At 68.1% G+C, this 24,147-nt stretch carries 21 protein-coding genes; 11 read left to right on the top strand and 10 right to left on the bottom strand.

Going from position 1 to position 24,147, the window contains the following annotated elements:
* Window positions 1-9: 9 nt before the first annotated feature.
* From PSm6_RS02065 to mnmC, 5 genes are all read right to left on the bottom strand, one after another.
* The gene (locus PSm6_RS02065; protein ID WP_021218422.1) at window positions 10-747 is read right to left on the bottom strand and encodes a sulfite exporter TauE/SafE family protein; all 738 of its coding nucleotides are present in this window, start codon (window positions 745-747) and stop codon (window positions 10-12) included.
* Window positions 747-1,286 (bottom strand): rhodanese-like domain-containing protein, encoded by a 540-nt coding sequence (locus PSm6_RS02060; protein ID WP_021218423.1) that lies wholly within the window; start codon window positions 1,284-1,286, stop codon window positions 747-749. Before PSm6_RS02060 ends, PSm6_RS02065 begins: the two co-directional genes overlap by 1 nt.
* A 25-nt stretch (window positions 1,287-1,311) precedes the next feature.
* Window positions 1,312-1,578 carry a metal-sensing transcriptional repressor gene (locus PSm6_RS02055; RefSeq protein ID WP_021218424.1) on the bottom strand — a complete coding sequence of 89 codons (267 nt, stop codon included), beginning with the start codon at window positions 1,576-1,578 and terminating at the stop codon, window positions 1,312-1,314.
* A gap of 210 nt (window positions 1,579-1,788) precedes the next feature.
* Complete coding sequence (locus PSm6_RS02050) at window positions 1,789-3,261, bottom strand: NCS1 family nucleobase:cation symporter-1 (protein WP_021218425.1); 1,473 nt, start codon at window positions 3,259-3,261, stop codon at window positions 1,789-1,791.
* A gap of 241 nt (window positions 3,262-3,502) precedes the next feature.
* Entirely contained in the window at window positions 3,503-5,479 is a 1,977-nt protein-coding gene (gene mnmC, locus PSm6_RS02045; RefSeq protein WP_265169401.1) for a bifunctional tRNA (5-methylaminomethyl-2-thiouridine)(34)-methyltransferase MnmC2/FAD-dependent 5-carboxymethylaminomethyl-2-thiouridine(34) oxidoreductase MnmC1, read from the bottom strand.
* A 210-nt stretch (window positions 5,480-5,689) separates the two neighbouring features.
* Here mnmC and pap point away from each other — a divergent pair, with 210 nt between their 5' ends.
* The gene (pap, locus tag PSm6_RS02040; protein WP_265169399.1) at window positions 5,690-7,177 is read left to right on the top strand and encodes a polyphosphate:AMP phosphotransferase; all 1,488 of its coding nucleotides are present in this window, start codon (window positions 5,690-5,692) and stop codon (window positions 7,175-7,177) included.
* 124 nt (window positions 7,178-7,301) lie between these two features.
* Window positions 7,302-8,486 carry a thiolase family protein gene (locus PSm6_RS02035; protein WP_021218428.1) on the top strand — a complete coding sequence of 395 codons (1,185 nt, stop codon included), beginning with the start codon at window positions 7,302-7,304 and terminating at the stop codon, window positions 8,484-8,486.
* Between the two features lie 749 nt (window positions 8,487-9,235).
* Here the strand turns inward: PSm6_RS02035 and PSm6_RS02030 are convergent.
* Window positions 9,236-9,442: a DUF6316 family protein gene (locus tag PSm6_RS02030; protein WP_021218429.1), complete on the bottom strand. Its 207-nt coding sequence runs from the start codon at window positions 9,440-9,442 to the stop codon at window positions 9,236-9,238.
* Between the two features lie 282 nt (window positions 9,443-9,724).
* Between PSm6_RS02030 and PSm6_RS02025 the strand changes: the two genes are divergently transcribed.
* Window positions 9,725-10,678 (top strand): DMT family transporter, encoded by a 954-nt coding sequence (locus tag PSm6_RS02025; RefSeq protein WP_021218430.1) that lies wholly within the window; start codon window positions 9,725-9,727, stop codon window positions 10,676-10,678.
* Between the two features lie 110 nt (window positions 10,679-10,788).
* Here PSm6_RS02025 and PSm6_RS02020 read toward each other — a convergent pair whose 3' ends face one another.
* The 3 genes from PSm6_RS02020 to PSm6_RS02010 all read right to left on the bottom strand — a co-directional run bounded on the left by PSm6_RS02020 (window position 10,789) and on the right by PSm6_RS02010 (window position 13,879).
* Window positions 10,789-11,406 carry an NAD(P)H-dependent oxidoreductase gene (locus PSm6_RS02020; protein WP_021218431.1) on the bottom strand — a complete coding sequence of 206 codons (618 nt, stop codon included), beginning with the start codon at window positions 11,404-11,406 and terminating at the stop codon, window positions 10,789-10,791.
* A complete protein-coding gene (locus PSm6_RS02015; RefSeq protein ID WP_021218432.1) occupies window positions 11,399-12,793 on the bottom strand; it encodes a class II fumarate hydratase in 1,395 nt (464 codons plus the stop codon). Before PSm6_RS02015 ends, PSm6_RS02020 begins: the two co-directional genes overlap by 8 nt.
* A gap of 72 nt (window positions 12,794-12,865) precedes the next feature.
* Window positions 12,866-13,879 (bottom strand): DUF2804 domain-containing protein, encoded by a 1,014-nt coding sequence (locus tag PSm6_RS02010; protein ID WP_265169398.1) that lies wholly within the window; start codon window positions 13,877-13,879, stop codon window positions 12,866-12,868.
* Between the two features lie 303 nt (window positions 13,880-14,182).
* On the opposite strand from PSm6_RS02010, the gene PSm6_RS02005 reads away from it, so the two are divergent.
* The 8 genes from PSm6_RS02005 to PSm6_RS01970 all read left to right on the top strand — a co-directional run bounded on the left by PSm6_RS02005 (window position 14,183) and on the right by PSm6_RS01970 (window position 23,042).
* Window positions 14,183-14,692: a DUF2059 domain-containing protein gene (locus PSm6_RS02005; protein WP_021218434.1), complete on the top strand. Its 510-nt coding sequence runs from the start codon at window positions 14,183-14,185 to the stop codon at window positions 14,690-14,692.
* Window positions 14,693-14,704: 12 nt separating this feature from the next.
* On the top strand, window positions 14,705-15,010 hold the full coding sequence (locus tag PSm6_RS02000) for a BolA family protein (RefSeq protein ID WP_265169397.1): 306 nt from the start codon (window positions 14,705-14,707) through the stop codon (window positions 15,008-15,010).
* A gap of 395 nt (window positions 15,011-15,405) precedes the next feature.
* Window positions 15,406-16,341: an oxygen-dependent tRNA uridine(34) hydroxylase TrhO gene (gene trhO, locus PSm6_RS01995; RefSeq protein WP_021218436.1), complete on the top strand. Its 936-nt coding sequence runs from the start codon at window positions 15,406-15,408 to the stop codon at window positions 16,339-16,341.
* Window positions 16,342-16,386: 45 nt separating this feature from the next.
* The gene (locus PSm6_RS01990; RefSeq protein WP_265170490.1) at window positions 16,387-16,989 is read left to right on the top strand and encodes a DsbA family protein; all 603 of its coding nucleotides are present in this window, start codon (window positions 16,387-16,389) and stop codon (window positions 16,987-16,989) included.
* Window positions 16,982-18,760 (top strand): ABC transporter ATP-binding protein, encoded by a 1,779-nt coding sequence (locus PSm6_RS01985; RefSeq protein WP_021218438.1) that lies wholly within the window; start codon window positions 16,982-16,984, stop codon window positions 18,758-18,760. The genes PSm6_RS01990 and PSm6_RS01985 overlap by 8 nt, the downstream gene beginning before the upstream one ends.
* A gap of 487 nt (window positions 18,761-19,247) precedes the next feature.
* Complete coding sequence (locus PSm6_RS01980) at window positions 19,248-20,657, top strand: amino acid permease (protein ID WP_021218439.1); 1,410 nt, start codon at window positions 19,248-19,250, stop codon at window positions 20,655-20,657.
* 129 nt (window positions 20,658-20,786) lie between these two features.
* Window positions 20,787-21,794 carry a hypothetical protein gene (locus PSm6_RS01975; RefSeq protein ID WP_265169396.1) on the top strand — a complete coding sequence of 336 codons (1,008 nt, stop codon included), beginning with the start codon at window positions 20,787-20,789 and terminating at the stop codon, window positions 21,792-21,794.
* A gap of 141 nt (window positions 21,795-21,935) precedes the next feature.
* Window positions 21,936-23,042 (top strand): hypothetical protein, encoded by a 1,107-nt coding sequence (locus PSm6_RS01970; protein WP_265169395.1) that lies wholly within the window; start codon window positions 21,936-21,938, stop codon window positions 23,040-23,042.
* A 377-nt stretch (window positions 23,043-23,419) separates the two neighbouring features.
* On the opposite strand, the gene PSm6_RS30395 is transcribed toward PSm6_RS01970, so the two are convergent.
* Window positions 23,420-24,133, bottom strand: a complete 714-nt coding sequence (locus PSm6_RS30395; protein WP_371877106.1) for a methyl-accepting chemotaxis protein — start codon at window positions 24,131-24,133, stop codon at window positions 23,420-23,422.
* Between the last annotated feature and the right edge of the window lie 14 nt (window positions 24,134-24,147).

Genomic DNA, 24,147 nt, shown 5'->3' with positions numbered 1-24,147 from the left:
GCAATCTCCTCAGATCAGTTTCTGCAGGGCCACCGACAGGCTGGTGATCACCAGCAGCACCGCGAACAGGCGTTGCAGCGCCGGGCCGCCCAGGCGGTACGCCAGGCGGTTGCCGACCAGCATGCCGAGCGCGCCGCCGAAGGCCAGGGCGCCGAGCAGCAGCGCGGGGGGCTGGGCCTGCCCCAGGTAGAGCAAGAAGCCGCCACCGGACACCACCACGACCACCGCCAGGGAGGTGGCGGTGGCGGCCATGACCGAGAGCGGCGTGAACCAGAGTAGCGCCGGAACCACCAGGAAGCCGCCGCCGACGCCCATCAGCCCCGAGAGCACGCCCACGCCCAGACCGATGGCCAGCAACGGCAGGTAACGCAGTGGGCCCGTGCCAGCGCGTGACTGTTGGGCGCCGCGCCACAGGCGCCAGGCGGACCACAGCACCAGCAGGCAGAAGCCGGTGATCAGCAGGCCCTCCGGTACCCAGTGCCCGAGCCACTGGCCCAGGGCGTTGCCGGGCAGGCCGCTGGCGGCGAGCAGCAGCACCGGCGGCCAGGCCACCAGGCCCTGGCGCAGGCGCAGCAGGGTGCCGACCAGGGCGGTGAGGGCCACCGCGCCGAGGCTCACGCCCACCGCGTCGCGCAGGGGCAGGTGCAGGCTGAGCAGCAAGGGCAGGGCCACCAGCGAGCCGCCTGCGCCGGTCAGCCCGAGCAGCAGGCCGAGCAGGGTGCCGATGGCGAGGGCTTCGAGAAGCATCAGCGGTTCCAGGGCATGCGGGCGAGCACCAGGGCCAGGCCACAGGTGCCGCTCAGCCCGGCGAAGGTCAGGCCGGCGCCGACGAAGCCGCTCAGCAGGTACCAGCCGGGGTGCACCCAGGTGCCTAGGACCACGCCCAGCAGCACCAGGCTGCCGGCGCTGATCTGCACCTGGCGCTGCAGCTCCAGGCCGCCGCCGCTGCCTTCGCGGGGCATGCCGCAGGCCAGGCAGGCGTCGGTGCCGCCCTCGATCACCTGCACGCCCGGCAGCAGGGCGCTCAAGCGCTCGGCCGCCTGGCGCGCGCGCTGGCCCTTCTGGCAGATCAGGTAAAGCTCGTCGCCGCTGTTCAGGCCCTCACCGCGCAGGCGCTCGGCCAGGCGCACGGGGTCCAGGTTGCCCAGCGGTTCGTTGTGGGCGCCGGCGATGTGCCCGGCGCGGTATTCCGCCGGGCTGCGCACGTCGACGAGGAAGCGGGCCGCTCCCCGCTGGTGCAGTTCGGCGAAGCGCGGTGCGTCGATCAGGCGGATGGTGTCGTTCATGTCGGGTACTCCCATGGAGTATGGGTCAGGTGTACTTGGTGAAGATCGCGCGCACCCGCGCCAGGGTCTCGGCATCGTCGCGATCCGGGTCGAGAACGGTTTCCTCGACCAGGCAGGCGAGCATCTCCTGGTAGGCCTTGTCGAGCGCCTTGCGGGCGGCGGAGAACTGCTGGGCGATGGCCTCGCAAGACTCGCCGCGGCGGATCATCGCCTGGATGCCGCGCACCTGCCCCTCGACCCGGGCCAGGCGCTTGAGCATGGCGTCCTGGCGCTCCGGCGTGGGGCCGCTCATGGCGTCACCGGCGCCACGGCCGGACGCGCGAAGGGGAAAGGCTCGCGCGCTCCGCTGGCGGCCTGGCCACGGGCGCGGGGGCTTGGAGAAAGGCTGAAGGGCATGGCGAATACTCCCTGGGGTTTATACCGGGGGGAGTATAGATTCGCCTTGTAGGGCTGTCAGCTGCGACGCGTTGCCGCCGGGCGGATGAGTGCCCGGCTGGCGTCGTCAGTGGCGCTTGAAGGCTTCCTTCCAGACATCGAAGCGGTAGCGACGGTTGCCCACCAGCAGGTAGAACACCGCCGCCAGGCCGGCACCGATGAACCAGCTGAAGCTGGAGAGGGCCTCCAGGCTGGGCAGCAGCACCAGCGCGATGGCGATGATGGCGGCCGGCAGCAGGGCGGCCAGGGCGCGCGGGTTGACGCCGTGGCGGTAGTGGTAGGCGGCGTCGGGCGCGGCGCTGTAGAGCGCGGGGATATCCAGCCGGCCCCGGCGCACCAGCCAGTAGTCGACCATGATCACCCCGTACAGCGGCCCCAGCAGTGCCCCCAGGGCACCGAGGAAGTACAGGATCACCTCCGGGCTGTTGTACAGGTGCCACGGCAGGATGAGCGCGCCGAGGGCGGCGGCCAGCAACCCGGCGCGGTGGAAGTTCAGCTGCCGTGGCGCCAGGTTGCAGAGCACCAGGGCCGGGGCGACGAAGTTGGCCATGATGTTCACCGCCACGGTGACGATCAGCAGCGCCAGGCAGCCGAGCACCAGGAAGGGCTTGGAGGGAATGGCGGCGACTATGTCGGTGGGGCTGGTGATGACCTGGCCGTCGATGGCGAACTGGCTGCCGGCGAGCACCGCGGCGATGCAGCCGAACAGCAGCATGTTCACCGGCAACCCCCAGAAGTTGCCACGGCGGATGGTGCGCGCATCGGGGCAGTGGCGCGAGAAGTCGCTGAAGTTCAGCAGCATGGTGCCGTAGAGGCTGATCCACAGGGCCGCGCCGGAGCACACGCGGAACCAGCCGGCGGCGTCGCTGGCGGGTTCGCTGCTGGCCCAGGCGATGCGCAGGCCGGCCTTCCAGTACATCCAGGCGGCGAGTACCGCGAGGGTGAGCAGGATCACCGGGCCGGCGAAGGCTTCGTAGCGGCGGATCATTTCCATGCCGTAGGCCATGATCGCCAGTTGCAGCAGCCACACCCCGATGAAGCAGGCCCAGCCGAAGGGCGACAGGCCGAGCACATCGCCGCCGCTCCAGGCGGCCAGCCCCGGTGCCAGGGTCAGCAGCAGGACGCCGAGCACCAGGGAGGCGAGGTAGGTCTGGATGCCGAACCAGGCGACGGCGATCACCGCGCGGATCAACGCCGGAAACTGCGCGCCACGGATGCCGAAGGCGATCCGGCAGATCACCGGGAAGGGCAGGCCGGTGCGTTGGCCGATATAGCCGGAAAGGTTCATCAACCCGTAGATCAGCAGCGCGCCGAGGCCCATGGCGGCGACGATCTGGCCGCCACTCATGCCAAGTGCGAAGAGGCCGATGGCGAAGCTGTAGTTGGCGACGTTGTGCACGTCGTTGGTCCACAGCGCGAACAGGCTGTAGCTGCCCCAATGCCGTGCTTCAGGGCTGTTGGGGGCGAGGTCGTCGTTATAGAGGCTGGGGCTGGGGTCGAGTGGCAGCCGTATCGGTTCCTGGTTCTGGGAGAGGGGCATCCGCGGTTCCTCGCATCCTCGGGGGCGGTCGCCCCGGGCGGGGCGGCGGGAGCACAGGCTCCAGCCGGCGGATTGTGCGGCGGTCCACGGCGAATCGCAGCAGGACGGGGGGGCGCGCGAGGTGGTGTGGATATGTTCTATAACTACATGATTTATATGAGGTTATAGGGATTAAGGGAGGCGGCGCTCACCCTTGCTGGTGCTTTCCGCTGGCCGAGGCGGCGAAGCCCTGCCGTACCTGTCAGGTACGGCTGGCGTTCTTGCCGCGAATCAGCTGGCGCAGCGGGAAACGGTTCGGGTGGCAGGCTTCGGCGACATCGCGGGGCACCGGCAGGGGTTCGTCGTCCAGCCAGGCGGCCAGCAGCTCGGCGGCCAGCGGCGCGGTGATCAGGCCCCGTGAGCCATGGCCGCTGTTGACGTAGAGGCCGTCGAGCCAGGGCGCCGGTGCATCCGGCACCTGGCGCGCATCGCGGCCCAGCACGGCATAGGTTTCGGCGAAGGCGGCGGCATCGCACAGCGGGCCTACCAGCGGCAGGTAGTCCGGCGTGGTGCAGCGGAAGGCCGCGCGGCCTTCCAGCAGCGCCGGGTCGAGCTGTTCGGCCTGCAGGCGTTCGGCGAGGTCCGGGGAGATTTCCCGCAGCAGCTCGAGGTTGCCGGCGTGCTCGGCGGTGGTCGGCGCCAGGTCCTGGCTGTGGAAGTCGAAGCTGGCGCCCAGGGTGTGTTCGCCGTTGCGCACCGGTGCGACATAGCCTTCGGCGCAGACCACGGTGGCCAGCGCGCGGCTGCTGGCGGTGGCCGGCAGGCGGCTGATCTGCCCACGGATGCGCTTGAGCAGCATCCCGTTGGCCTGGGGGAAACGGAGGATTTCGGCGGCGCCGGCCAGCACCGCGATCGGTGCTTCGGCCAGCACCTGCTCACCGTCCAGCGCCTGCCAGCGGCCATTCTCGCGGCGCAGCTGCAAGGCTTCGCTGTGGGGCAGCAGGCGGATGCCGGGCTGCCCGGCCAGCCAGCGGCACAGGGCGGGCGGGTGCACCCAGCCGGCTTCGGGGTAGAACAGCCCACCGGCGGGCAGGGCGACGCCGGCGATGGCTTCGGCCTCTTCACGGTCGAGCCGGCGCAGCAGGCCGGCGGGGAAGGCGGCGGCCAGGCTCACCTGGCGCTCGGCTTCCTTGGCTTCGAAGGCCAGTTGCAGCACGCCGCAGCCTTGCCAGTCCTGGTTCGGCTGCAGGTGCTGGAGCAGCCGGCGGGTATGGCCGAAGCCGCTGACGATCAGGCGCGACAGTGCTGTGCCGTGGGCGGAAAGCTTGAGGTAGAGCACCCCCTGGGGATTGCCGGAAGCCTCCTCGGCAACGCCGGCGTGGCGCTCCAGCAGGGTCACCTGCCAGCCACGGGCGGCGAGGCTGGCGGCGCTGGCGCAGCCGGCCAGGCCGGCGCCTATCACCAGCACCTGGCGCTCGCCCGCGAAGGGCGCGGGGCGGGCGAACCAGGGTTTGCCGGCGCTGGCGGGCTCGCCCAGGAAGCGGCCCTTGCTCATGTGCCATTTGCTGCCGAAGCCCTGGGCACGGCGGATCTGGAAGCCGGCCTCCTTGAGTGCGCGGCGCACGAAACCGGCGCTGGTGAAGGTGGCCAGGGTGGCGCCCGGTGCACTCAGCCGCGCCAGTTGGGCGAAGAGTTCGGGGGACCACATCTGCGGGTTCTTCGCCGGGGCGAAGCCGTCGAGGAACCAGGCATCGATGCGGGCATCCAGCTCGGGCAGGCAGTCCAGCGCATCGCCCACCAGCAGCGTCAGCGTCACCCGCCCTGCGGCGAACAGCAGGCGCTGGAAGCCGGGGTTCACCGCGCGGTACTGGTCCAGCAGGGCGCCGGAGAAGGGCGCCAGTTGCGGCCACAGCGCCAGGGCGCGGGCGAGGTCTTCACGGGCCAGCGGGTACTTCTCGACGCTGACGAAATGCAGGCGGGCACCGGGCGGCGCCAGCTCGTCGAACAGCTGCCAGGTGCTGAGAAAATTCAGGCCGGTGCCGAAGCCGGTCTCGCCCACCACCAGGCGCTCGCCGGCGGCCAGTTCGGCGAAGCGCCGGGGCAGTTCGTTGCCGTCGAGGAAGGTGTGGCGCGTCTCGTCGAGCCCCGAGACGGGGGAGAAGTAGACGTCGTCGAATTCGCGTGACAACGGCTGGCCCTGCTCGTCCCAGGCGAGCAGCGCGTGATGGAAATCGGACATGGAGGACCCCGGCGGAACGAAGCGCGAATAGTAGCCGATCAGGCCGGGCGGGAGCGTGCGACAGGGGGACGCTTGGGGCGATGCGTTGCGGCGTCGGGCGCTTCGCGAGCAGAGCTCGCTCCTACGGGGAAACCCGCGATTCCATCGAATCTTTCACCCCGCGACGGCGCGTCTTCCGCTATTTTTTCTGCACCAACCTGGGAGAGTCGCATGTTCGAATCTGCGGAAATCGGTCATTCCATCGACAAGGAAACCTACGAGAAAGCGGTGCTGGAGCTGCGCGAGGCATTGCTGGAGGCGCAGTTCGAGCTGAAACAGCAGGCACGCTTCCCGGTGATCATCCTGATCAACGGCATCGAGGGCGCAGGCAAGGGCGAGACGGTGAAGCTGCTCAACGAGTGGATGGACCCGCGCCTGATCCATGTCGAGAGTTTCCTGCTGCCCACCGACGAGGAGCTGTCGCGGCCGCCTCAATGGCGCTTCTGGCGCAAGCTGCCGGCCAAGGGGCAGACCGGCATCTTCTTCGGCAACTGGTACAGCCAGATGCTCCATGCGCGGGTCGAGGGCGACATCAAGGACGGCCGTTTCGACCAGGCCATCGATTTCGCCGAGCGCTTCGAGCGCATGCTCTGCGACGAGGGCGCGCTGATCTTCAAGTTCTGGTTCCACCTGTCCAAGAAGCAGCTCAAGCAGCGCCTCAAGGACCTGGAGAAAGACCCGCAGCGCAGCTGGAAGCTCAACCCGCTGGACTGGAAGCAGAGCGAGACCTATGACCGCTTCGTGCGCTTCGGCGAGCGCATGCTGCGCCGCACCAGCCGCGACTACGCGCCCTGGTACGTGGTCGAGGGCGTCGACGAGAACTACCGCAGCCTCAGCGTCGGCCGCATCATCCTCGAGGGGCTGCAGGCCGCGCTCAAGCGCAAGGATCGCCCGGTGCTGCAGCCCCACGCGGCGCCGCTGGTTTCCAGCCTGGACAACCGCGGGCTGCTCAGCAGCCTCGACCTGAGCCTGAAACTGAGCAAGGACGATTACCGAGAGCAATTGGACGCCGAGCAGGCGCGGCTGGCCGGGCTGATGCGCGACAAGCGCTTCCGCGAGCACGCGCTGATGGCGGTGTTCGAGGGCAACGACGCGGCCGGCAAGGGAGGGGCCATCCGCCGGGTGACCGGGGCACTGGACCCGCGCCAGTACCGCACCGTGCCCATCGCCGCGCCCACCGAGGAAGAGCGCGCGCAACCCTACTTGTGGCGCTTCTGGCGCCATGTGCCGCCGCGCCGGCAGTTCACCATCTTCGACCGCTCCTGGTACGGCCGCGTGCTGGTGGAGCGGGTCGAGGGCTTCTGCTCGGAGGCCGACTGGTTGCGCGCCTACAGCGAGATCAACGACTACGAGGAGCAGCTCCACGACCACGGCATCGTAGTCGTGAAGTTCTGGCTGTCCATCGACAAGGACGAGCAGATGCGCCGCTTCAAGGAGCGCGAGGAGACTTCCTTCAAGCGCTACAAGATCACCGACGAGGACTGGCGCAATCGCGACAAGTGGGACCTCTACGTCGACGCCGTGGGCGACATGGTGGATCGCACCAGCACCGAGCTGGCGCCCTGGACCCTGATCGAGGCGAACGACAAGCGCTATGCCCGGGTGAAGGTGCTGCGCACCCTTAACGACGCGCTGGAGCGGGCCTTCAAGAAGGGCTGAGCCGGCGGGCGATGGCCGCGCATACGCAGGATGAATGATCGTCGCCCTGCGACATTGGGTGGATTTATGCTCCGGCCATCGTCAATGGACACCCGTCCTCAAACCCACAAGAAAGAGGTGCGTCATGCGTGAAGTGGTGATAGTCGACAGCGTTCGGACCGGCCTGGCCAAGTCCTTCCGCGGCAAGTTCAACATGACCCGGCCGGACGAAATGGCCGCCCACTGCGTGAACGCCCTCCTGGCGCGCAATGACCTGGACCCGACGCTGGTGGACGACTGCGTGGTCGGCGCCGGTTCCAACGAAGGCGCCCAGGGCCACAACATCGGCCGTAACGTCGCCGTGCTCTCGGGCCTGGGCATCGGCGTCGCCGGCATGACCCTGAACCGCTACTGCTCCTCGGGCCTGCAGGCCATCGCCATCGCCGCCAACCAGATCGCTTCCGGCTGCAGCGACGTGATGGTCGCCGGCGGCGTCGAGTCCATCACCCTGACGCTGAAAAGCATCAACCAGGACAACTTCGTCAACCCGCGCCTGAAGCTGGAACACCCCGGCATCTACTACCCGATGGGCCAGACCGCCGAGATCGTCGCGCGTCGCTACAACGTCTCCCGCGAGGCCCAGGACCTGTACGCCCTGCAGAGCCAGCAGCGCACCGCCCGTGCCCAGGCCGCCGGCCTGTTCGACGATGAAATCGTGCCGATGAACGTCAAGTACGGGGTCGAGGACAAGGCCACCGGCGAGAAGAAGATCGTCGACGGCGTGGTCGACCGCGACGACTGCAACCGCGCCGACACCACCCTGGAAGGCCTGGCTTCGCTGAAGCCGGTGTTCTCCGAGGACGGTTCGGTCACCGCCGGCAACTCCTCGCAGCTGTCCGACGGCGCCTCCATGACCCTGCTGATGAGCCTGGACAAGGCCATCGAGCTGGGCCTCAAGCCCCGCGCCTTCTTCCGTGGCTTCGCCGTGGCCGGTTGCGAGCCGGACGAGATGGGCATCGGCCCGATCTACTCGGTGCCCAAGCTGCTCAAGGCCCGTGGCCTGTCGGTGGACGACATCGACCTGTGGGAGCTGAACGAAGCCTTCGCCTCGCAGTGCCTGTATGCCCGTGACCACCTGGGCATCGACAACGAGAAGTACAACGTCAACGGCGGCTCCATCTCCATCGGCCACCCCTTCGGCATGACCGGCTCGCGCCAGGTCGGCCACCTGGTGCGCGAGCTGCAGCGCCAGGGCAAGCGCTACGGCATCGTCACCATGTGCGTGGGCGGCGGCATGGGCGCCACCGGGCTGTTCGAAGCGGTGCGCTGATCCGCTCCACGGACGCCGCAATGACAAAACCCGCAACGGCCTGGCCGCTGCGGGTTTTTATTTGGGCGCTGCGTACCCTGGGGCGGCGGCGTTTTTTGTAGGGGCGACTTCAGTCGCCAAGCGGCGCACAGCGCCGCCCTGTGGGAGCGAATTCATTGGCTCTGTCTGCGTTAGCTGTTGTGGTTTTAAAGCAAGCGCTCAAGCGCGGCCATTTCCGGGCGTCCAAGAGTTCGTACCACCTCCACCGCATGGGTTTCGCTTCGCTCTACACCATCCTACGAAAGCCCGTGCGCACCACATGGCGATGCGCTGGACGAAGAAAGGTGGGGGCAGCCGCCAACGCCCCTCCAGGAGGCCGAACGCAGTCGTTGCGCCGGGGGACGAGCGGCATGGATGCCGCGAGAGGCGCGCCAGGCCATGGATGGCCCATCGCGCCGGCCCCCAGACGACGCTTGCGGCGAACGCACTTCAGTGCGGCCCGAAGGGCGAGCGTAGCGAGTAACGGCGATGGAGTGAGGGAACCCGACGCAGTCGGGCCGGATGATGGGGCAAGCCCTTTTGGTTCCTTTTAAGTGGTTCGGCATTCCGACGATTGTTAAAAGGGACTCGCCCGGGTCGAAACCAGAAACACCAACAAAACTCGGCAATCAGCTGGGTCCAGATCTTCTAGCAACACTTAACGCAGACAGAGCCAATTCATTCGCGATGAGAAGCCGCCGGGGCTGCGCTTGCGGTCGCATGTGCGGCGCTCAGAGGCGGCTGGCGATGATGTCGTCGGCCTGCATCATGCGGCGGATGTAGAAGGCGATCTCGCGCTCGGCGTCGGCGCGGGTGAAGTAGGGACCTTCCAGGGTGCCTTCGCGGGTGGCGAAGAAATACTGCCCATTCACCGCGCTGACGCGGTCGCTGCGGTAATGGGTGCTGGCTGCGGCGTCCACGGTGCGTTGCCCGAACATGCTGATTACTCCGGGGTGAATGGGTCGGATGATTATTGAGTCTAATCCCCGTCCCGGTGCCTGCGCGCTCAGGCGATAGGCGGTACGAATCGGCGCCTGATCGCGACCGTTCGCTGCATTTCCATAAAAATGGCGCTGGAAACCTGACGCTTGGCGGCGGTGCGACCGGTACAGTTGGGCGTCGCTCGCGCAGGCAATTGTCGCTGTGTGCGTCGCAGAGCAGGTTCTAGAATGAGCGGCCCGCCGCCTTGCCGGCCGGGTCCCTTCCGCTTCGAGGTCTCCATGCACATTTCTTCCGGCCGTTGGCTGTACGGCCTGTTTCTCGCCCTGGTCACCGCCGTGCTCTGGGGCATCCTGCCGATCAAGCTCAAGGAAGTGCTGAAGGTGATGGACCCGGTGACCGTCACCTGGTTTCGCCTGCTGGTGTCCGGCTCGCTGCTGTTCGTCTGGCTCGCGGCGACCCGCCGCCTGCCACGCTTTCGTCCGCTGGGGCGCAAGGGGGGAGGGCTGGTGGCGCTGGCCATCGCCGGGCTGCTGGGCAACTACGTGCTCTACCTGATCGGCCTGAAGATGCTCAGCCCCGGCACCACGCAACTGGTGATCCAGGTGGCGCCCATCCTCTTCCTGATCGGCAGCCTGTTCATCTTCAAGGAGAGTTTCAGCATCGGCCAGGCGCTTGGCCTGGCGGTGCTGGTGCTGGGCTTCGGCCTGTTCTTCAACCAGCGCCTGGACGAGTTGCTCACCTCCTTGGGCACCTACACCACCGGTGTGCTCATCGTGCTGGCGGCGGCCTTCGTCTGGACCTTCTACGGCCTGGCGCAGAAGCAGCTGCTGACGGTGTGGAACTCCATGCAGGTGATGATGGTGATCTACCTCGGCTGCGCGGCCCTGTTGACGCCCTGGGTGTCGCCCCTGGAAGCGCTGCAGCTGTCGCCGTTGCAGGGCTGGCTGCTGCTGGCCTGCTGCCTGAACACCCTGGTGGCTTATGGTGCCTTCGCCGAAGCCCTGGCCCATTGGGAGGCCTCGCGGGTCAGCGCCACCCTGGCCATCACCCCGCTGGTGACCTTCGCCTCGGTGGCGGTCGCCGCCAGCTTCTGGCCCGACCACGTGGTGCCCGAACAGCTCAATGGCATCGCCTACGGCGGCGCCTTGCTGGTGGTGCTGGGCTCTGCGCTCACCGCCCTCGCGCCCTCGCTGGTGCGCAGCTGGAGGGCGCGCCAGGTTCGCGCGCTGTAGAGGGGGCTTGCGGGGGCGCTCCGTGCCGCCGCTTTCCCGGGCTGAAGCCCGGGCTACAGCCTACCTCCGTGTCGGGTTGCACCCGACCTACAGGGTCGATGGCCGTGTCGCTAGTTACGGGTGCCCAGGGTTTCCGCCTTGCGCAGCCAGGCCTGGCGCTGTTCCTCGGTGGAGGGGCGCACCGGGGCGAATTCGGCGAGGCGGCGGGTCTTGATGCCGCAGAAGCCGAGGATGGTGCGGGTCATCTGCCGGTGCCCGGGGGCGCCGTAGATCCAGCGGAAGTACCAGGGCGGCGTGTCCAGGGTCACCAGCAGGTCGGCGGTGCGGCCTTCGAGCAGCTTGTCCCAGGAGCGCACGCCGCGGTAGCGGAAGGCGAAGCCGGGGAGGAACACGCGATCGAAGAAGCCCTTGAGCAGCGCCGGCACGCCACCCCACCAGACCGGGTAGACGAACACCAGGTGCTCGGCCCAGTGGATCTGCCGCTGGGCCTCCAGCAGGTCCGGCTCCAGCGCCTGGCTCTGGTCGTAACCCTGGTGCAGCACCGGGTCGAATTCCATCTCGCCGAGCTTGAGCAGGCGCACCACGTGGCCTTCGCTGCGGGCGCCCTGGGCATAGGCTTCGCCCAGGGCATTGCACAGGCTGTTGCCCTTGGGCGAGCCGAAGATCATCAGGATGCGCTTGCCGTCGCCTTCCAGGGGCGTGGCGCCGTGCTTGGCGGTATCAACCATGTTGGCCGGCCTCCAGCATGGTTTCCGGGCGTACCCAGGCGTCGAAATCCGCCTCGCTGACGAAGCCCAGCGCCAGCGCCGCCTCGCGCAGGGTGGTGCCTTCGCTGTAGGCCTTCTTGGCGATCTGCGCGGCCTTGTCGTAACCGATATGGGTATTGAGGGCGGTGACCAGCATCAGCCCGCGCTCCAGGTGCTCGGCCATGCGTGTGGCGTCCGGCTCCATGCCGGCCACGCAATGGCGCTGGAAGTTGCGCGCGCCATCGGCCAGCAGGCGGATGGATTGCAGCAGGTTGTGGGCGATCACCGGTTTGAACACGTTGAGCTGCAGGTGGCCCTGGCTCGCCGCGAGGCTGATGGTGGTGTCGTTGCCGATCACCTGGCAGGCGAGCATGGACAGCGCCTCGCACTGGGTCGGGTTGACCTTGCCGGGCATGATCGAGCTGCCCGGCTCGTTGGCCGGCAGCCTCACCTCGGCCAGGCCGCCACGGGGGCCGGAGCCCAGCAGGCGCAGGTCGTTGGCGATCTTCATCAGCGCCACCGCCAGGGTCTTCAGGGCGCCGGAGAGGGTCACCAGGGGCTCGTGCCCGGCCAGGGCGGCGAACTTGTTGGGCGCAGAGACGAAGGGCAGGCCGGCCAGGGCGGCCAGTTCCGCCGCCATGGCTTCGGCGAAGCCGTGGGGCGCGTTGAGCCCGGTGCCGACGGCGGTGCCGCCCTGGGCCAACTGGTAGACCGCCGGCAGGGCATTGCGGATGGCGCGCTCGGCGTAGTCGAGTTGGGCGACGAAGGCCGACAGCTCCTGGCCGAAGGTGATGGGAGTGGCATCCATCATGTGGGTGCGCCCGGTCTTCACCAGGCGCGCATGGCGGGCGGCCTGCTCGGCGAGGCCGCCGCTGAGCTCGGCCAGGGCCGGCAGCAGTTCCTGATGGACTGCCTGGGCGGCCGCGATGTGCATGGCCGTGGGGAAGCTGTCGTTGGAGCTCTGGGCATGGTTGACGTGGTCGTTCGGGTGCACCGGGCTCTTGCCGCCACGGGTGCCGCCGGCCAGCTCGTTGGCACGGCCGGCGATGACCTCGTTGACGTTCATGTTGCTCTGGGTGCCGCTGCCGGTCTGCCAGACCACCAGGGGGAATTGCTCGTCGTGGCGGTGGGCGAGCACTTCGTCCGCGGCCTGTTCGATGAGGCGGGCGATGTCCGGGGCGAGGGTGCCGTTGCGGCCGTTGACCCGTGCCGCGGCCTTCTTGATCAGCGCCAGGCCGTGCACCACCGCCAGCGGCATGCGCTCGACGCCGATGGCGAAGTTTTCCAGCGAGCGCTGGGTCTGGGCGCCCCAGTAGGCGTCTTCAGCGACTTCCACCGGGCCCAGGCTGTCAGTTTCGGTACGGCTCATTGCGCATGCTCCAGAAGGTATTTTCCGCAGTTTAGGCCGCAGATGGAGCATGGGGTTCAACGGGGGGCGCTATTACCAGCGTGCGTGGGTGGAGCCGAGCCAGCCCAGGGCGTTGTCCACCGGTACGCGTTCGCCGGTGGGGCCGCGCAGCACGCCGTCGAAGCGGCCGAACCACTGGCGGGTATCGGCGAAGAGCGGCCCCAGGCGCGGGTTGGCCTGGTGCAGTTGGCGCGGGGTGAAGGTGAGCTGCACGCGGTTGCATTCGGTGCTCAGCTGCCAGGGCGCGAGGGGGTTGTTCTGCGCCTGTTCGATGCGCACCGGGCGGTCCAGCTTGGACAGCTCGCCGCCGAACCACAGGGCGTTCTCGGTGAGGCCGCTGGCGTCGGTCCAGCCAGCACCGAAGTTGCCGGCGATGCCGCCGCTGGTGGCGAAGGCGGCGCGGGTCCAGTGGCTGTGCAACGGCCAGACGCCGCGCCCGAAGTCGAGGGCGGCGAAGCTCTGGCCGGGCTGGCAGTCGAAATGGCGATTGCCCAGCTGCACGCTGCCGCTGGCGGGGAGGCCGAGCTGGCGGCTGCTGGCGTGGAAGCCACGGCCGGGGAAGGGCGCCACCAGGTTCACCGAATCCAGGTGCAGGGGGCGCAGGATGTCGAGGGCGGCCTGCATCGGCTGGCCGCCGATATCCGGCACGGCGACGGTGATGCGGGCGCGGCCGGGGTGTTCGTCCACCTTCAGGTGCAGGCGCGGGTGCTGGAATTCATAGCCTTCGAGCGGTGTATCGGGGAGGCGGCAGCCACGGCCGAACAGGCGCAGCTGGGAGTGGTTGACCGCCTGGCCCGTTTCCAGGTCGAGGAAGTAGGCGCCGCAGTAGCCCAGGTAGTCGAGGTCGGCCAGGGTCAGCGACAGCACCCATTGCGGGGTGGTGATGCACCAGTGGTTCCAGCGTTTGCGCCGGCCGACGTTGCCGGGGATGGCGCAGTTCAGGCGTGGGCGGTTCGACCAGCCGATGGCCAGTGGCTCCAATCGGCCCTGGGCATCGCACAGCGCGGCCGGCCCGGGCGGCGCCAGTGCAGTGATATGGCTAGTCATCGGACACGTCCATGTGGGGTGCAGCTTCCATTTTTGAAGAGGCGGGGAACATTGCGCGCGACCCATGGCCCAAAGGGGCGTTGTGTCGGCGGGCTGACAGCGTTTTATTGACGCGGAAGGATGCCCAGAGGCCGCTAGCATGAGCAAGTGATGGCATTTTGACAATAGACCGTTGGAGTGCACCGATCCACAGTTTGGCCGTGATCCGGCACACGTCCCCATCGCTTGAGCTCCCCATGGGCTCGGGCGCAGAATGACCCGCCCTCGGGGAACCCCCGTAACCGCTCAGACCAAGGAATACCGATGACCAAGCTTCGCGTACTTTGCACCGCCGTCCTGCTCGCTTGCGCCAGTGGCCAGGCGCTGGCCGATGCCGCCAGTCATGCCGCCAACGCTGAGCGCTTCCTCAAGCTCGCCCACGCCGACAAGCTCACCGTGCCGGTCTACGGCCAGGTGCAGCAGATGTTCGCCCAGCGCTTCGAGCAAAGCGGCGCGCCGGCGGACAAGAAAGCCGCCCTGGAGAGCTACCAGGCCAAGGCCAACACCGCCCTCGACAAGGCCGTGGGCTGGGACAAGCTGAAGCCCGAGCTGGTGAAGATCTACACCACCAACTTCACCGAGCCGGAGCTGAAGGACCTGATCGCCTTCTACGAATCGCCCCTGGGCAAGAAAGTCCTGGAGAAGATGCCGACCCTGACCGCGCAATCCGCCCAGCTGACCCAGTCGCGCCTGGAAGCGGCCGTGCCGGAAGTGAACAAGCTGCTGGCCGACATGACCAGCGAACTGGCCCCCAAGGACCAGAAGAAGAAGTAAGCGGAGCCCTGCATGAGCATGCGTGATCGAATCCTCGCCGCCTTTGCGGCCCTCGAGCCCCAGCACCTGGAGGTGCTGGACGAGAGCCATATGCACAGTCGCGGCCTGGAGACCCACTACAAGGCGGTGATCGTCAGCCCCGCGTTCGCCGGTCTCAATGCGGTCAAGCGCCACCAGAGGGCCTACGCCACCCTGGGTGAGCTGATGGGGCAGTTCCATGCCCTGGCCCTGCACACCTACACCCCCGAGGAGTGGGCTGCGCAAGGCGCCGCACCGGATTCGCCCACCTGCAAGGGCGGCAGCAAGCACGATCTCTGATCGATGTTTCCCGGGCACGGCTCCGTGCCCGGGTGCCTTTCTTCAGCCCACCGCCCTCCCGGTTTGAGCCCCGCTTGAAGCTGCCTGGTTCGGTGCGTGCACCCTGCGCGGCACACCCCCTGGCATGAGCGCGTGCCTCGCTCGACTCCGCCTGGTGGAGGTAAAGAGCGACCTGTCATGTCCAGCCGGAGGCTTGGCGGGACTCGTGCCTTCCGTGAAGCCTCTCTCCCCTGGCTGAAGACGCCGTCCCGCACCACAAGTCGCCTGAGACCTTTTCACGCAGTTTCCCGGCTGCGCTTTTTGCTAGAATCCGCCCCCAGCGCCGGCCTTGCCGGCGCTGTCGTTTTTGTCACCCGGTCCGCCCTTTGCGTGGGCGACCACTGGAGGAAATCACCATGTCCCGGATCGTCGTCGCGGCGCTCTACAAGTTCGTCTCCCTGAAAGACTACGTCGCCCTGCGCGAACCCCTGCTCAAGACCCTGCTCGAGAACGACATCAAGGGCACGCTGCTGCTGGCGGAGGAGGGCATCAACGGCACCGTCTCCGGCACCCGCGAGAGCATTGACGCGCTGCTGGCCTGGCTCAAGGTCGACCCGCGCTTCATCGACCTCGACCACAAGGAGTCCTACTGCGACGAGCAGCCCTTCTACCGCACCAAGGTCAAGCTGAAGAAGGAGATCGTCACCCTGGGCGTGCCCGGCGTCGATCCCAACCAGCGCGTGGGTACCTACGTCGAGCCGCAGGACTGGAACGCCCTGATCAGCGACCCCGAGGTGCTGCTGATCGACACCCGCAACGACTACGAAGTGGCCATCGGCACCTTCGAGGGCGCGGTCGATCCCAAGACCAAGTCGTTCCGCGAATTCCCCGAGTACGTGCGCGAGCACTACGACCCGGCGGTGCACAAGAAGGTCGCGATGTTCTGCACCGGCGGCATCCGCTGCGAGAAAGCCTCGGCCTACATGCTGGGCGAAGGCTTCGAGGAGGTCTTCCACCTCAAGGGCGGCATCCTCAAGTACCTGGAAGAGGTGCCCGAGGCGGACACCCTCTGGCGCGGCGACTGCTTCGTCTTCGACAACCGCGTCACCGTGCGCCACGATCTGACCGAGGGCGACTTCGACCAGTGCCACGCCTGCCGCAACCCGATCTCGGTCGAGGATCGCCAATCGCCCCATTACGCCCCCGGCATCAGCTGCCCCCATTGCTGGGACAGCCTCAGCGAGAAGACCCGCGCCGGTGCCCGTGAGCGGCAGAAGCAGATCGAACTGGCCAAGGAACGCAACCTGCCGCACCCGATCGGTCGCAACCCGCGCCAGCCCATGGAGAGTTGAGAGAGCCCGATGCCCAAGACCCGCCTGCTCTACGTGATGGACCCGATGTGTTCCTGGTGCTGGGGCTTCGCCCCGGTGGCCGATGCCCTCGCAGAGCAGGCCCGTGCGGCCGGCGTCCCCATGCACCTGGTGGCGGGCGGCCTGCGCACCGGCCAGGGCGCCTCGCTCGACCCCAATACCCGGCGCTACATCCTCGAACACTGGCATGCGGTGCATGACGCCACCGGCCAGCCCTTCCGCTTCGAGGAGGCGTTGCCGGACGGCTTCGTCTACGACACCGAGCCGGTCTGCCGTGCCCTGGTGGTGACCCGCTCGTTGCACGAAGAGGCCACCTGGCCGCTGGTCAAGCTGATCCAACATGCCTTCTACGCCGAGGGTCGCGACGTGACCCAGGCGGCGGTGCTGGTGGAGCTGGCCGAGGCGGCCGGCATCCCGCGTATCGAGTTCGCCGAGGCCTTCGATGGCGCTGCCGCGCACCAGGCCACCGCCGAAGACTTCACCTGGGTGCAGGACCTGGGCATCGCCGGCTTTCCCACGCTGCTCGCCGAGCGTGACGGCCAGCTGGCGCTGCTGACCAACGGCTACCAGGGCCTGGATGAACTCGCGCCGCTGCTGGCCCGCTGGCTGGAGCGTGCGACCCATGCCTGATCGCCTCAGTTGGGCGGAGATCCGCCGCCTCGCCCTGCGTCACAGGAAGGCCCTGTGGCTGGCCAACCTGGTGGCGGTCTTCGCCACCCTGTGCAGCGTGCCCATCCCGCTGCTGCTGCCGCTGCTGGTGGACGAGGTGCTGCTCAAGCAGGGCGACGCTGCGCTGAAATTCATGGACCGCTTCCTGCCCGACGGCTGGCAGGTGGCCGCCGGCTACATCGGCCTGATGCTGGTCACCACCCTGTTACTGCGCAGCCTGGCGCTGGTGTTCAACGTGCTGCAGGCGCGGCTCTTCGCGCGGCTGTCGAAGGACATCGTCTACCGCCTGCGCGTGCGCCTGATCGAGCGCCTCAAGCGCATCTCCCTGGGTGAATACGAGAGCCTGGGGGGCGGCACCGTCTCCGCTCACCTGGTCACCGACCTGGACACCCTGGACAAATTCATCGGCGAGACCCTCAGCCGCTTCCTCGTGGCCATGCTCACCCTTGCCGGTACCGCCGGCATCCTGGTGTGGATGCACTGGAAGCTGGCGCTGCTGATCCTGCTGTTCAACCCACTGGTGATCTGGTCCACGGTGCAGTTGGGCAAGCGGGTCAAGCACCTGAAGAAGCTGGAGAACGACAGCACTTCGCGCTTCACCCAGGCGCTGACCGAAACCCTGGAAGCCATCCAGGAAGTGCGCGCCGGCAATCGCCAGGGTTTCTTCCTCGGCCGCCTCGGCCTGCGTGCCAAGGAAGTGCGTGACTACGCCGTCGCTTCGCAATGGAAGAGCGACGCCGCCGGGCGCACCAGCGGCCTGCTGTTCCAGTTCGGCATCGACGTGTTCCGCGCCGCGGCCATGCTCACCGTGCTGTTCTCGGACCTGTCCATCGGCCAGATGCTGGCGGTGTTCAGCTACCTCTGGTTCATGATCGGCCCGGTGGAGCAATTGCTCGGCCTGCAGTACTCCTACTACGCCGCAGGTGGCGCCCTGACGCGCATCAACGAGCTATTGGCCCGCGCCGACGAGCCGCAATATGCCAGCCGCGTCGACCCCTTCACCGGCCGCGAGACGGTGGGCGTGCAGGTGGAAGGGCTGCGTTTCGCCTATGGCGACGAGCCGGTGCTGGATGGCCTCGACCTGTCCATCGCCCCTGGCGAGAAGGTGGCCATAGTCGGCGCCAGCGGCGGCGGCAAGAGCACCCTGGTGCAGCTGCTGCTGGGCCTCTATACCGCCCAGGCCGGAACCATCCGCTTCGGCGGCGCCAGCCTGGAGGAGATCGGCCTGGAGCGCGTGCGCGAGCATGTGGCGGTGGTGCTGCAGCACCCGGCGCTGTTCAACGACAGCGTGCGCGCCAACCTCACCCTGGGCCGCGAGCGCAGTGACGAGGCCTGCTGGCGCGCGCTGGAGATCGCCCAGCTGGCCGACACCATCCGCGCCTTGCCGCAAGGGCTGGACAGCATCGTCGGCCGCTCCGGCGTGCGCCTTTCCGGTGGGCAGCGCCAGCGCCTGGCGGTGGCGCGCATGGTGCTGGCCGACCCGCGCGTGGTGATCCTCGACGAAGCCACCTCGGCACTCGACGCCGCCACCGAATACGCCCTGCACCAGGCCCTGGCGCGCTTCCTCGAAGGGCGCACCACGCTGATCATCGCCCACCGCCTGTCCGCGGTTAAGCAGGCGGACCGGGTGCTGGTGTTCGACGGCGGGCGCATCGCCGAGGACGGCGACCACCAGCGCCTGATCGCCGACGGCGGGCTCTACGCCAAGCTCTACGGCCACCTGCAGCACTGACCGGGCAGGCGTGGCGTCACGCTGGCACACCGCTCCGTCAACTTTTCATTACGCCATCGCCCGCCGGCCCTGCGCGGGCCGTGGGCGTATGCCCGGCGTAAGGAAAAGCTGCCGCCGGGCCAGGCGGCCATCACAGTTTCCCTGCGTATCTGTGCCTTGTTTCCGCGCCTCCGGGCGGGTGTGATGGCCCCCGCCACGCGTGCCGGCCCCCGCCCACGCCCATGACAACAAAACCCGGAGGTCCCCGATGACCCCTGCCTTGCAGCCCGGCGCCCGTGCGCCTGGATTCCCCTTCGTCGCCTGCGCCTGTGACCCGTCGGCCTCGGCGCGCATCCCTGTCAACGCGAATCGTCGTGCCCGACCGCTCCCTGCCTGGGGGGAGGTGCCGCCCGACGCCCGCTGAAAGGTTCACCCGCCTTGCCATTCCGCCGCGCCACAAGCGCTGCGGGTCCGATTTCCGTCACGACAACAATCAAAAGGTGACGCCATGCACGACACGCAATCCCAGGGCACGCTCAAGCGCGGCCTGAAGAATCGCCATATCCAGCTGATCGCCCTCGGCGGCGCCATCGGCACCGGCCTGTTCCTTGGCTCGGCCGGGGTGCTCAAGTCCGCCGGGCCGTCGATGATCCTCGGCTACGCCATCTGCGGCTTCATCGCCTTCCTGATCATGCGCCAGCTCGGCGAGATGATCGTCGACGAGCCAGTGGCCGGCTCCTTCAGCCATTTCGCCCACAAGTACTGGGGCGGCTTCGCCGGCTTCCTCTCCGGCTGGAACTGCTGGGTGCTGTACATACTGGTGGGCATGTCCGAGCTCACCGCGGTGGGCAAGTACATCCACTTCTGGTGGCCGGAGGTGCCCACCTGGGCGACGGCTGCGGTGTTCTTCGTGGTGGTCAACGCCATCAACCTGGCCAACGTGAAGCTGTTCGGCGAGGCCGAGTTCTGGTTCGCCATGATCAAGGTGGTGGCCATCGTCGGGATGATCGTGCTTGGTTGCTGGCTGCTGTTCAGCGGCTCCGGCGGCGAGCAGGCGACCGTGTCCAACCTCTGGGCCCACGGCGGCTTCTTCCCCAATGGCATCGGCGGCCTGGTGATGGCGATGGCCTTCATCATGTTCTCCTTCGGGGGCCTGGAGATGCTCGGCTTCACCGCTGCCGAGGCCGAGAAGCCCGGCCAGGTGATCCCCAAGGCGATCAACCAGGTGATCTGGCGCATCCTGATCTTCTATGTCGGCGCCCTGGTGGTGCTGCTCTCCCTGAGCCCCTGGGATGCGCTGCTGGCCAGCATCAACAGCGCCGGCGACCCCTACAGCGGCAGCCCCTTCGTGAAGATCTTCGCGCTGATCGGCAGCGACGCCGCCGCGCACCTGCTGAACTTCGTGGTGCTCACCGCCGCGCTCTCGGTCTACAACAGCGGCACCTACTGCAACGGTCGCATGCTGGTGGGCCTGGCGGAGCAGGGCGATGCGCCGAAATCCCTGGCCCGCGTGGACAAGCGTGGCGTGCCGGTGCGCGCCCTGGTGGTCTCGGCGCTGGTGACCTTCCTCGCCGTGGTGGTGAACTACGTGGTGCCGCACAACGCCCTGGAGCTGCTGATGTCGCTGGTGGTGGCGGCGCTGGTGATCAACTGGGCGATGATCAGCTACTCGCACCTGAAGTTCCGCCAGCACAAGGATCGCGAAGGCATCCCCACCGCCTTCCGCGCCTTCTGGTCGCCCTTCGGCAACTGGCTGTGCCTGGCCTTCGTGGTGTTCATCCTCGGCGTGATGCTGCTGATTCCCGGTATCAAGGTGTCGGTCTATGCGATCCCGGTGTGGTTGCTGGTGATGTGGGGCTGCTACCGCCTGAAACTCTCCAGCGCGGCCCGCGCCAAGCAGGCCTACGCCGCGGGCTGATCCCGCCTCGCGTCATCCGGGCCCGGCCTCAGCGCCGGGCCTTTTTGTGGGTGCCGAACGCCGCCGTGGCGCCGCGCGGGGCGATCTGCGAGCATGTCGCGCCGCCTGTCCATGGAGGGCGCATCCGCAATGATCTTCGGTCCCGATCCCACCTTCATCCTGATCTTCGGCATCGCCGTGTTGCTGGCCGTACTGTCCGTGCCCGGCCTGCTGGCGCTCGGGCTGGCGCTGGCCCTGCCGCGCTCGCGGCGCCACGTGCTGGCGCGGCCCTGGCGCTATGGGGTGCTGGGCGTGCTGCTGTTGGGGTTCGCCGCCCTGGGCGTGCTGATGCTCTGCGAGGAGCGGCGCATGGAGGCGGAGAGGCAGGCCGAGCACGATGCCCTCAACCCGCGCCTGGAGCGTGACCTGCAACTGGGGGAGCTGGTCTTCCCGGCGGGCAGCCAGGTGCGCCTGGACACCTTCGAGCCGCTGGACTGGCAGGACCAGCCGCAGCCCCACGGGCTGGAGAGCCTGATCGAGGCCTGGCTGCCCAAACCACAACAGGTGCTGGGGCTGGAGGTGGACGCCCTGGAGCTGCCGCTGCACTACTCGTTCTCGCGCATGCGCCTGGTGCGCGACAGCGTCGTCGAGGGCTGGCCCTGCGCGGGCAACGACTGGGTGGAGTACCGCCGCGAGGTCGAGGAGCGTTTGCAGCCGTCGCGCTGGCACTTCGACCGTTGCCCGCTGGTGCCCGGCAGCCGGCTGTTCGGGCTGGAGTGGCCGCTGGGCAGCCTGGTCTACGGCAACGGTTACGGCTGGACCCTGCGGGTGTCCGACAGCGCCGGGCCGCTGCCGCTGGAGGGCATGAGACTGCTGGAGCTGAACCTGATGCTCGACGGCGACCGCCACCTGCTGCGCTGGGACGGGCGCTTGGCCGAGCCCCACGCCCTGGGCGACTGGGACTACCCCGCCGGCACCCGCGTGCGCCACCTCGATGACCAGCGCCTGCTGCTGAGCCCCACCCGCGACGCGCCGGCGCGCAACCGCGTGAGTGGCGAGCAGGTGACGTTCGGACAGTCGCTGGTGCAAGCGCGCGATGGGCGTGAACTGGGGCGTGAGAGCAACGAGCGGATGGGGGTGAATGACGTCTGGGAGTGACGGCCTACGGTCGACGCCCCAAGGGACGTCGGCACTATCCGAATCCCCCTCGCACCCTGTGTATCTCCCGGCCTTGTCCCGCCGGGCACGGCCTGTATGGTGGTCCGTCGCCCCGGGGAGGAAGCCACAAGGAGTACTCACATGAAGCTTGCTCTGCAATTCGACGCATCCGTCGGCATCAACGTCCTGCGCCAGGTGATCCAGGCTGCTGGCGACAACACCACCATTACCTTTAACGCCGCCCATGGCCTGGACGTCGGTGACCTGCTGTCGGTGGTCAGCGCGGCCGGCAGCGACAAGCAGCTGGTGCTGGCCTTCGATGGCGCCCGCCTGACGCCGCGCAACCTGCAGCAGGCCACCAGCTTCGCCGGCGAGAAGACCGCCATCCAGATCGGCAAGGGCCAGGAGGTCAACACCAGCGCCTTGCTCGCGGTAATCAACGCCGCCGGTGACGGCAAGCAGGTGCGGGTGGCCTTCAACGGCGCCCAGGCCGACGACGAGGCGCTGCGCCAACTGGTGGACGCGGCGGGTCGCCAGGTCGGCATCGACATCAACGGCGGGCACGCGGTGCCCATCGATCGCCTGCTGGGCATCATCGACGCGGCGGCCAAGGAGGGGGGGCTGGGCGTCGAGTTCAACGGCGCGCAACTGCTGGAGGCCAACATCCTCCAGGCCGTCGAGCGTGCCGGTGGCAGCACCGGTATCGGCATCAACTCCGCCCAGGCGATGAGCGAGGGCACCCTGCAGGCGGTGATGCAGGCGGCGGGCGACGGCACCCACCTGGGCCTGTCCTTCCACGGTGGGCAGCTCGATGACAGGGGCTTGCTGGCGGCCATCGAGGCGGCGGGCACCAACACCCATATCCAGGTCAACACGGCTCAGGCGATGGGTGCGGGCGCGCTGCTGCTGAGCATCAACGCCACCGGCAACACCAAGCGCTTCAGCGTCGAGTTCAACGGCGCCGAGCTGCCCTTCGGCAACCTGCAGCAGGCGGTGGAGGCGGCGGGGATCAACACCGCCATCAGCGTCAACACCGCCCAGGCCATGGACCAGAAGGCGCTGCACGCGGCCATCGAAGCCGCCGGCGACCTGAAGCGCCTGGACGCGCAGTTCAACGCCATGCAGATGCCGGTGGAGAGCCTCGGCCAATTGGTGGACGCGTCCGGCAGCCGCATCGCGCTGACCGTAGCCGCCGCCCAGGCGCTGCCGCTGCCCGCCCTGCTGGAGGTGGTGCAGGCCGCCGGCTAAGCCCTCTTCACGCAGCCCCTCAACGACCAGGCCGCCTTCGGGCGGCCTGGTCGTTTTCGTTTTCAGGGCCGTATGTCGGGTGTATCGGGCTCGCAGGTTTCACCCGCTGACCCATGCCAAACCCCATAGCAGCGGCACACATCCGTAGGTTGGCGCCGAGCGTAGCGAGGCCCAACTCGGCAAGGTCGACATCGGCACGTTGGGCTTCGTGCCTCAGCCCAACCTACAAGAGCGACGTATCGCTACCGGGCGGCCTCGTGCTTCGTAGGTCGGGTGCCACCTGGCGGCAGGGTGCATCAGGGCGCGCGGGTTTCACCCGCCCTACGAGGTTGTGCCTCGGCCCTTCGCGAATGAATTCCCACAGAAAGGAGGCTCGGTCACACCTGGAAGCGCGCCACCGATGTCTGCATGGCGGTGGCGACCTGATCGAGGCGCTGGGCGGAGTCGGCCAGCTCGTGCATGGCTTCGGTGTTCTGCCGCGACATGCGGGCGATCATCTCCACTCGGTGGGCCACCTCGCTGCTGGCCTTGGATTGCTCGCCGATGGTCTGGGAAATCTCTTCCACCACTTCGGCGGCGCGATGGGCGCCGTCGCGGATCTCGCTGATGGAGGAGCCAGCCTGGGTGGCCAGGGAGACGCCGTCGTTCACCCTCGTGACCCCGGTCTGCATGCTGCTCACCGCCTGTTCGGTGCTTTCGCGGATGCGTTCGATCATGCCGGTGATCTCCTGGGTGGATTGCGCCGTGCGCGCGGCCAGGTTGCGCACCTCGTCGGCCACCACGGCGAAGCCGCGACCCGCCTCGCCGGCCCGCGCGGCCTCAATGGCGGCGTTGAGCGCCAGCAGGTTGGTCTGCTCGGCGATGCTCTTGATCACCTGGATGATCGAGTGGATTTCCTCGGAGGAGCGGCCCAGCGCGGTAATGGTGCTGGACGAGCTGTTCACCGCGTCGGCGATACGGTTCATGCCATCGACGACGCCGAGGATCACCTGCCCGCCATTGCTGGCCAGGCCTTCGGAATGGGCGGAGATGCCCTGGGCATTGCGCGCGTGGTCGGCGATCTGGGCGATGTTGGCCATCATTTCCTCCATCGCCGCGGCCATGC

Source organism: Pseudomonas solani, assembly GCF_026072635.1.
Classification (GTDB): domain Bacteria; phylum Pseudomonadota; class Gammaproteobacteria; order Pseudomonadales; family Pseudomonadaceae; genus Metapseudomonas; species Metapseudomonas solani.
This window is presented reverse-complemented; position numbering and strand designations above follow the sequence as displayed.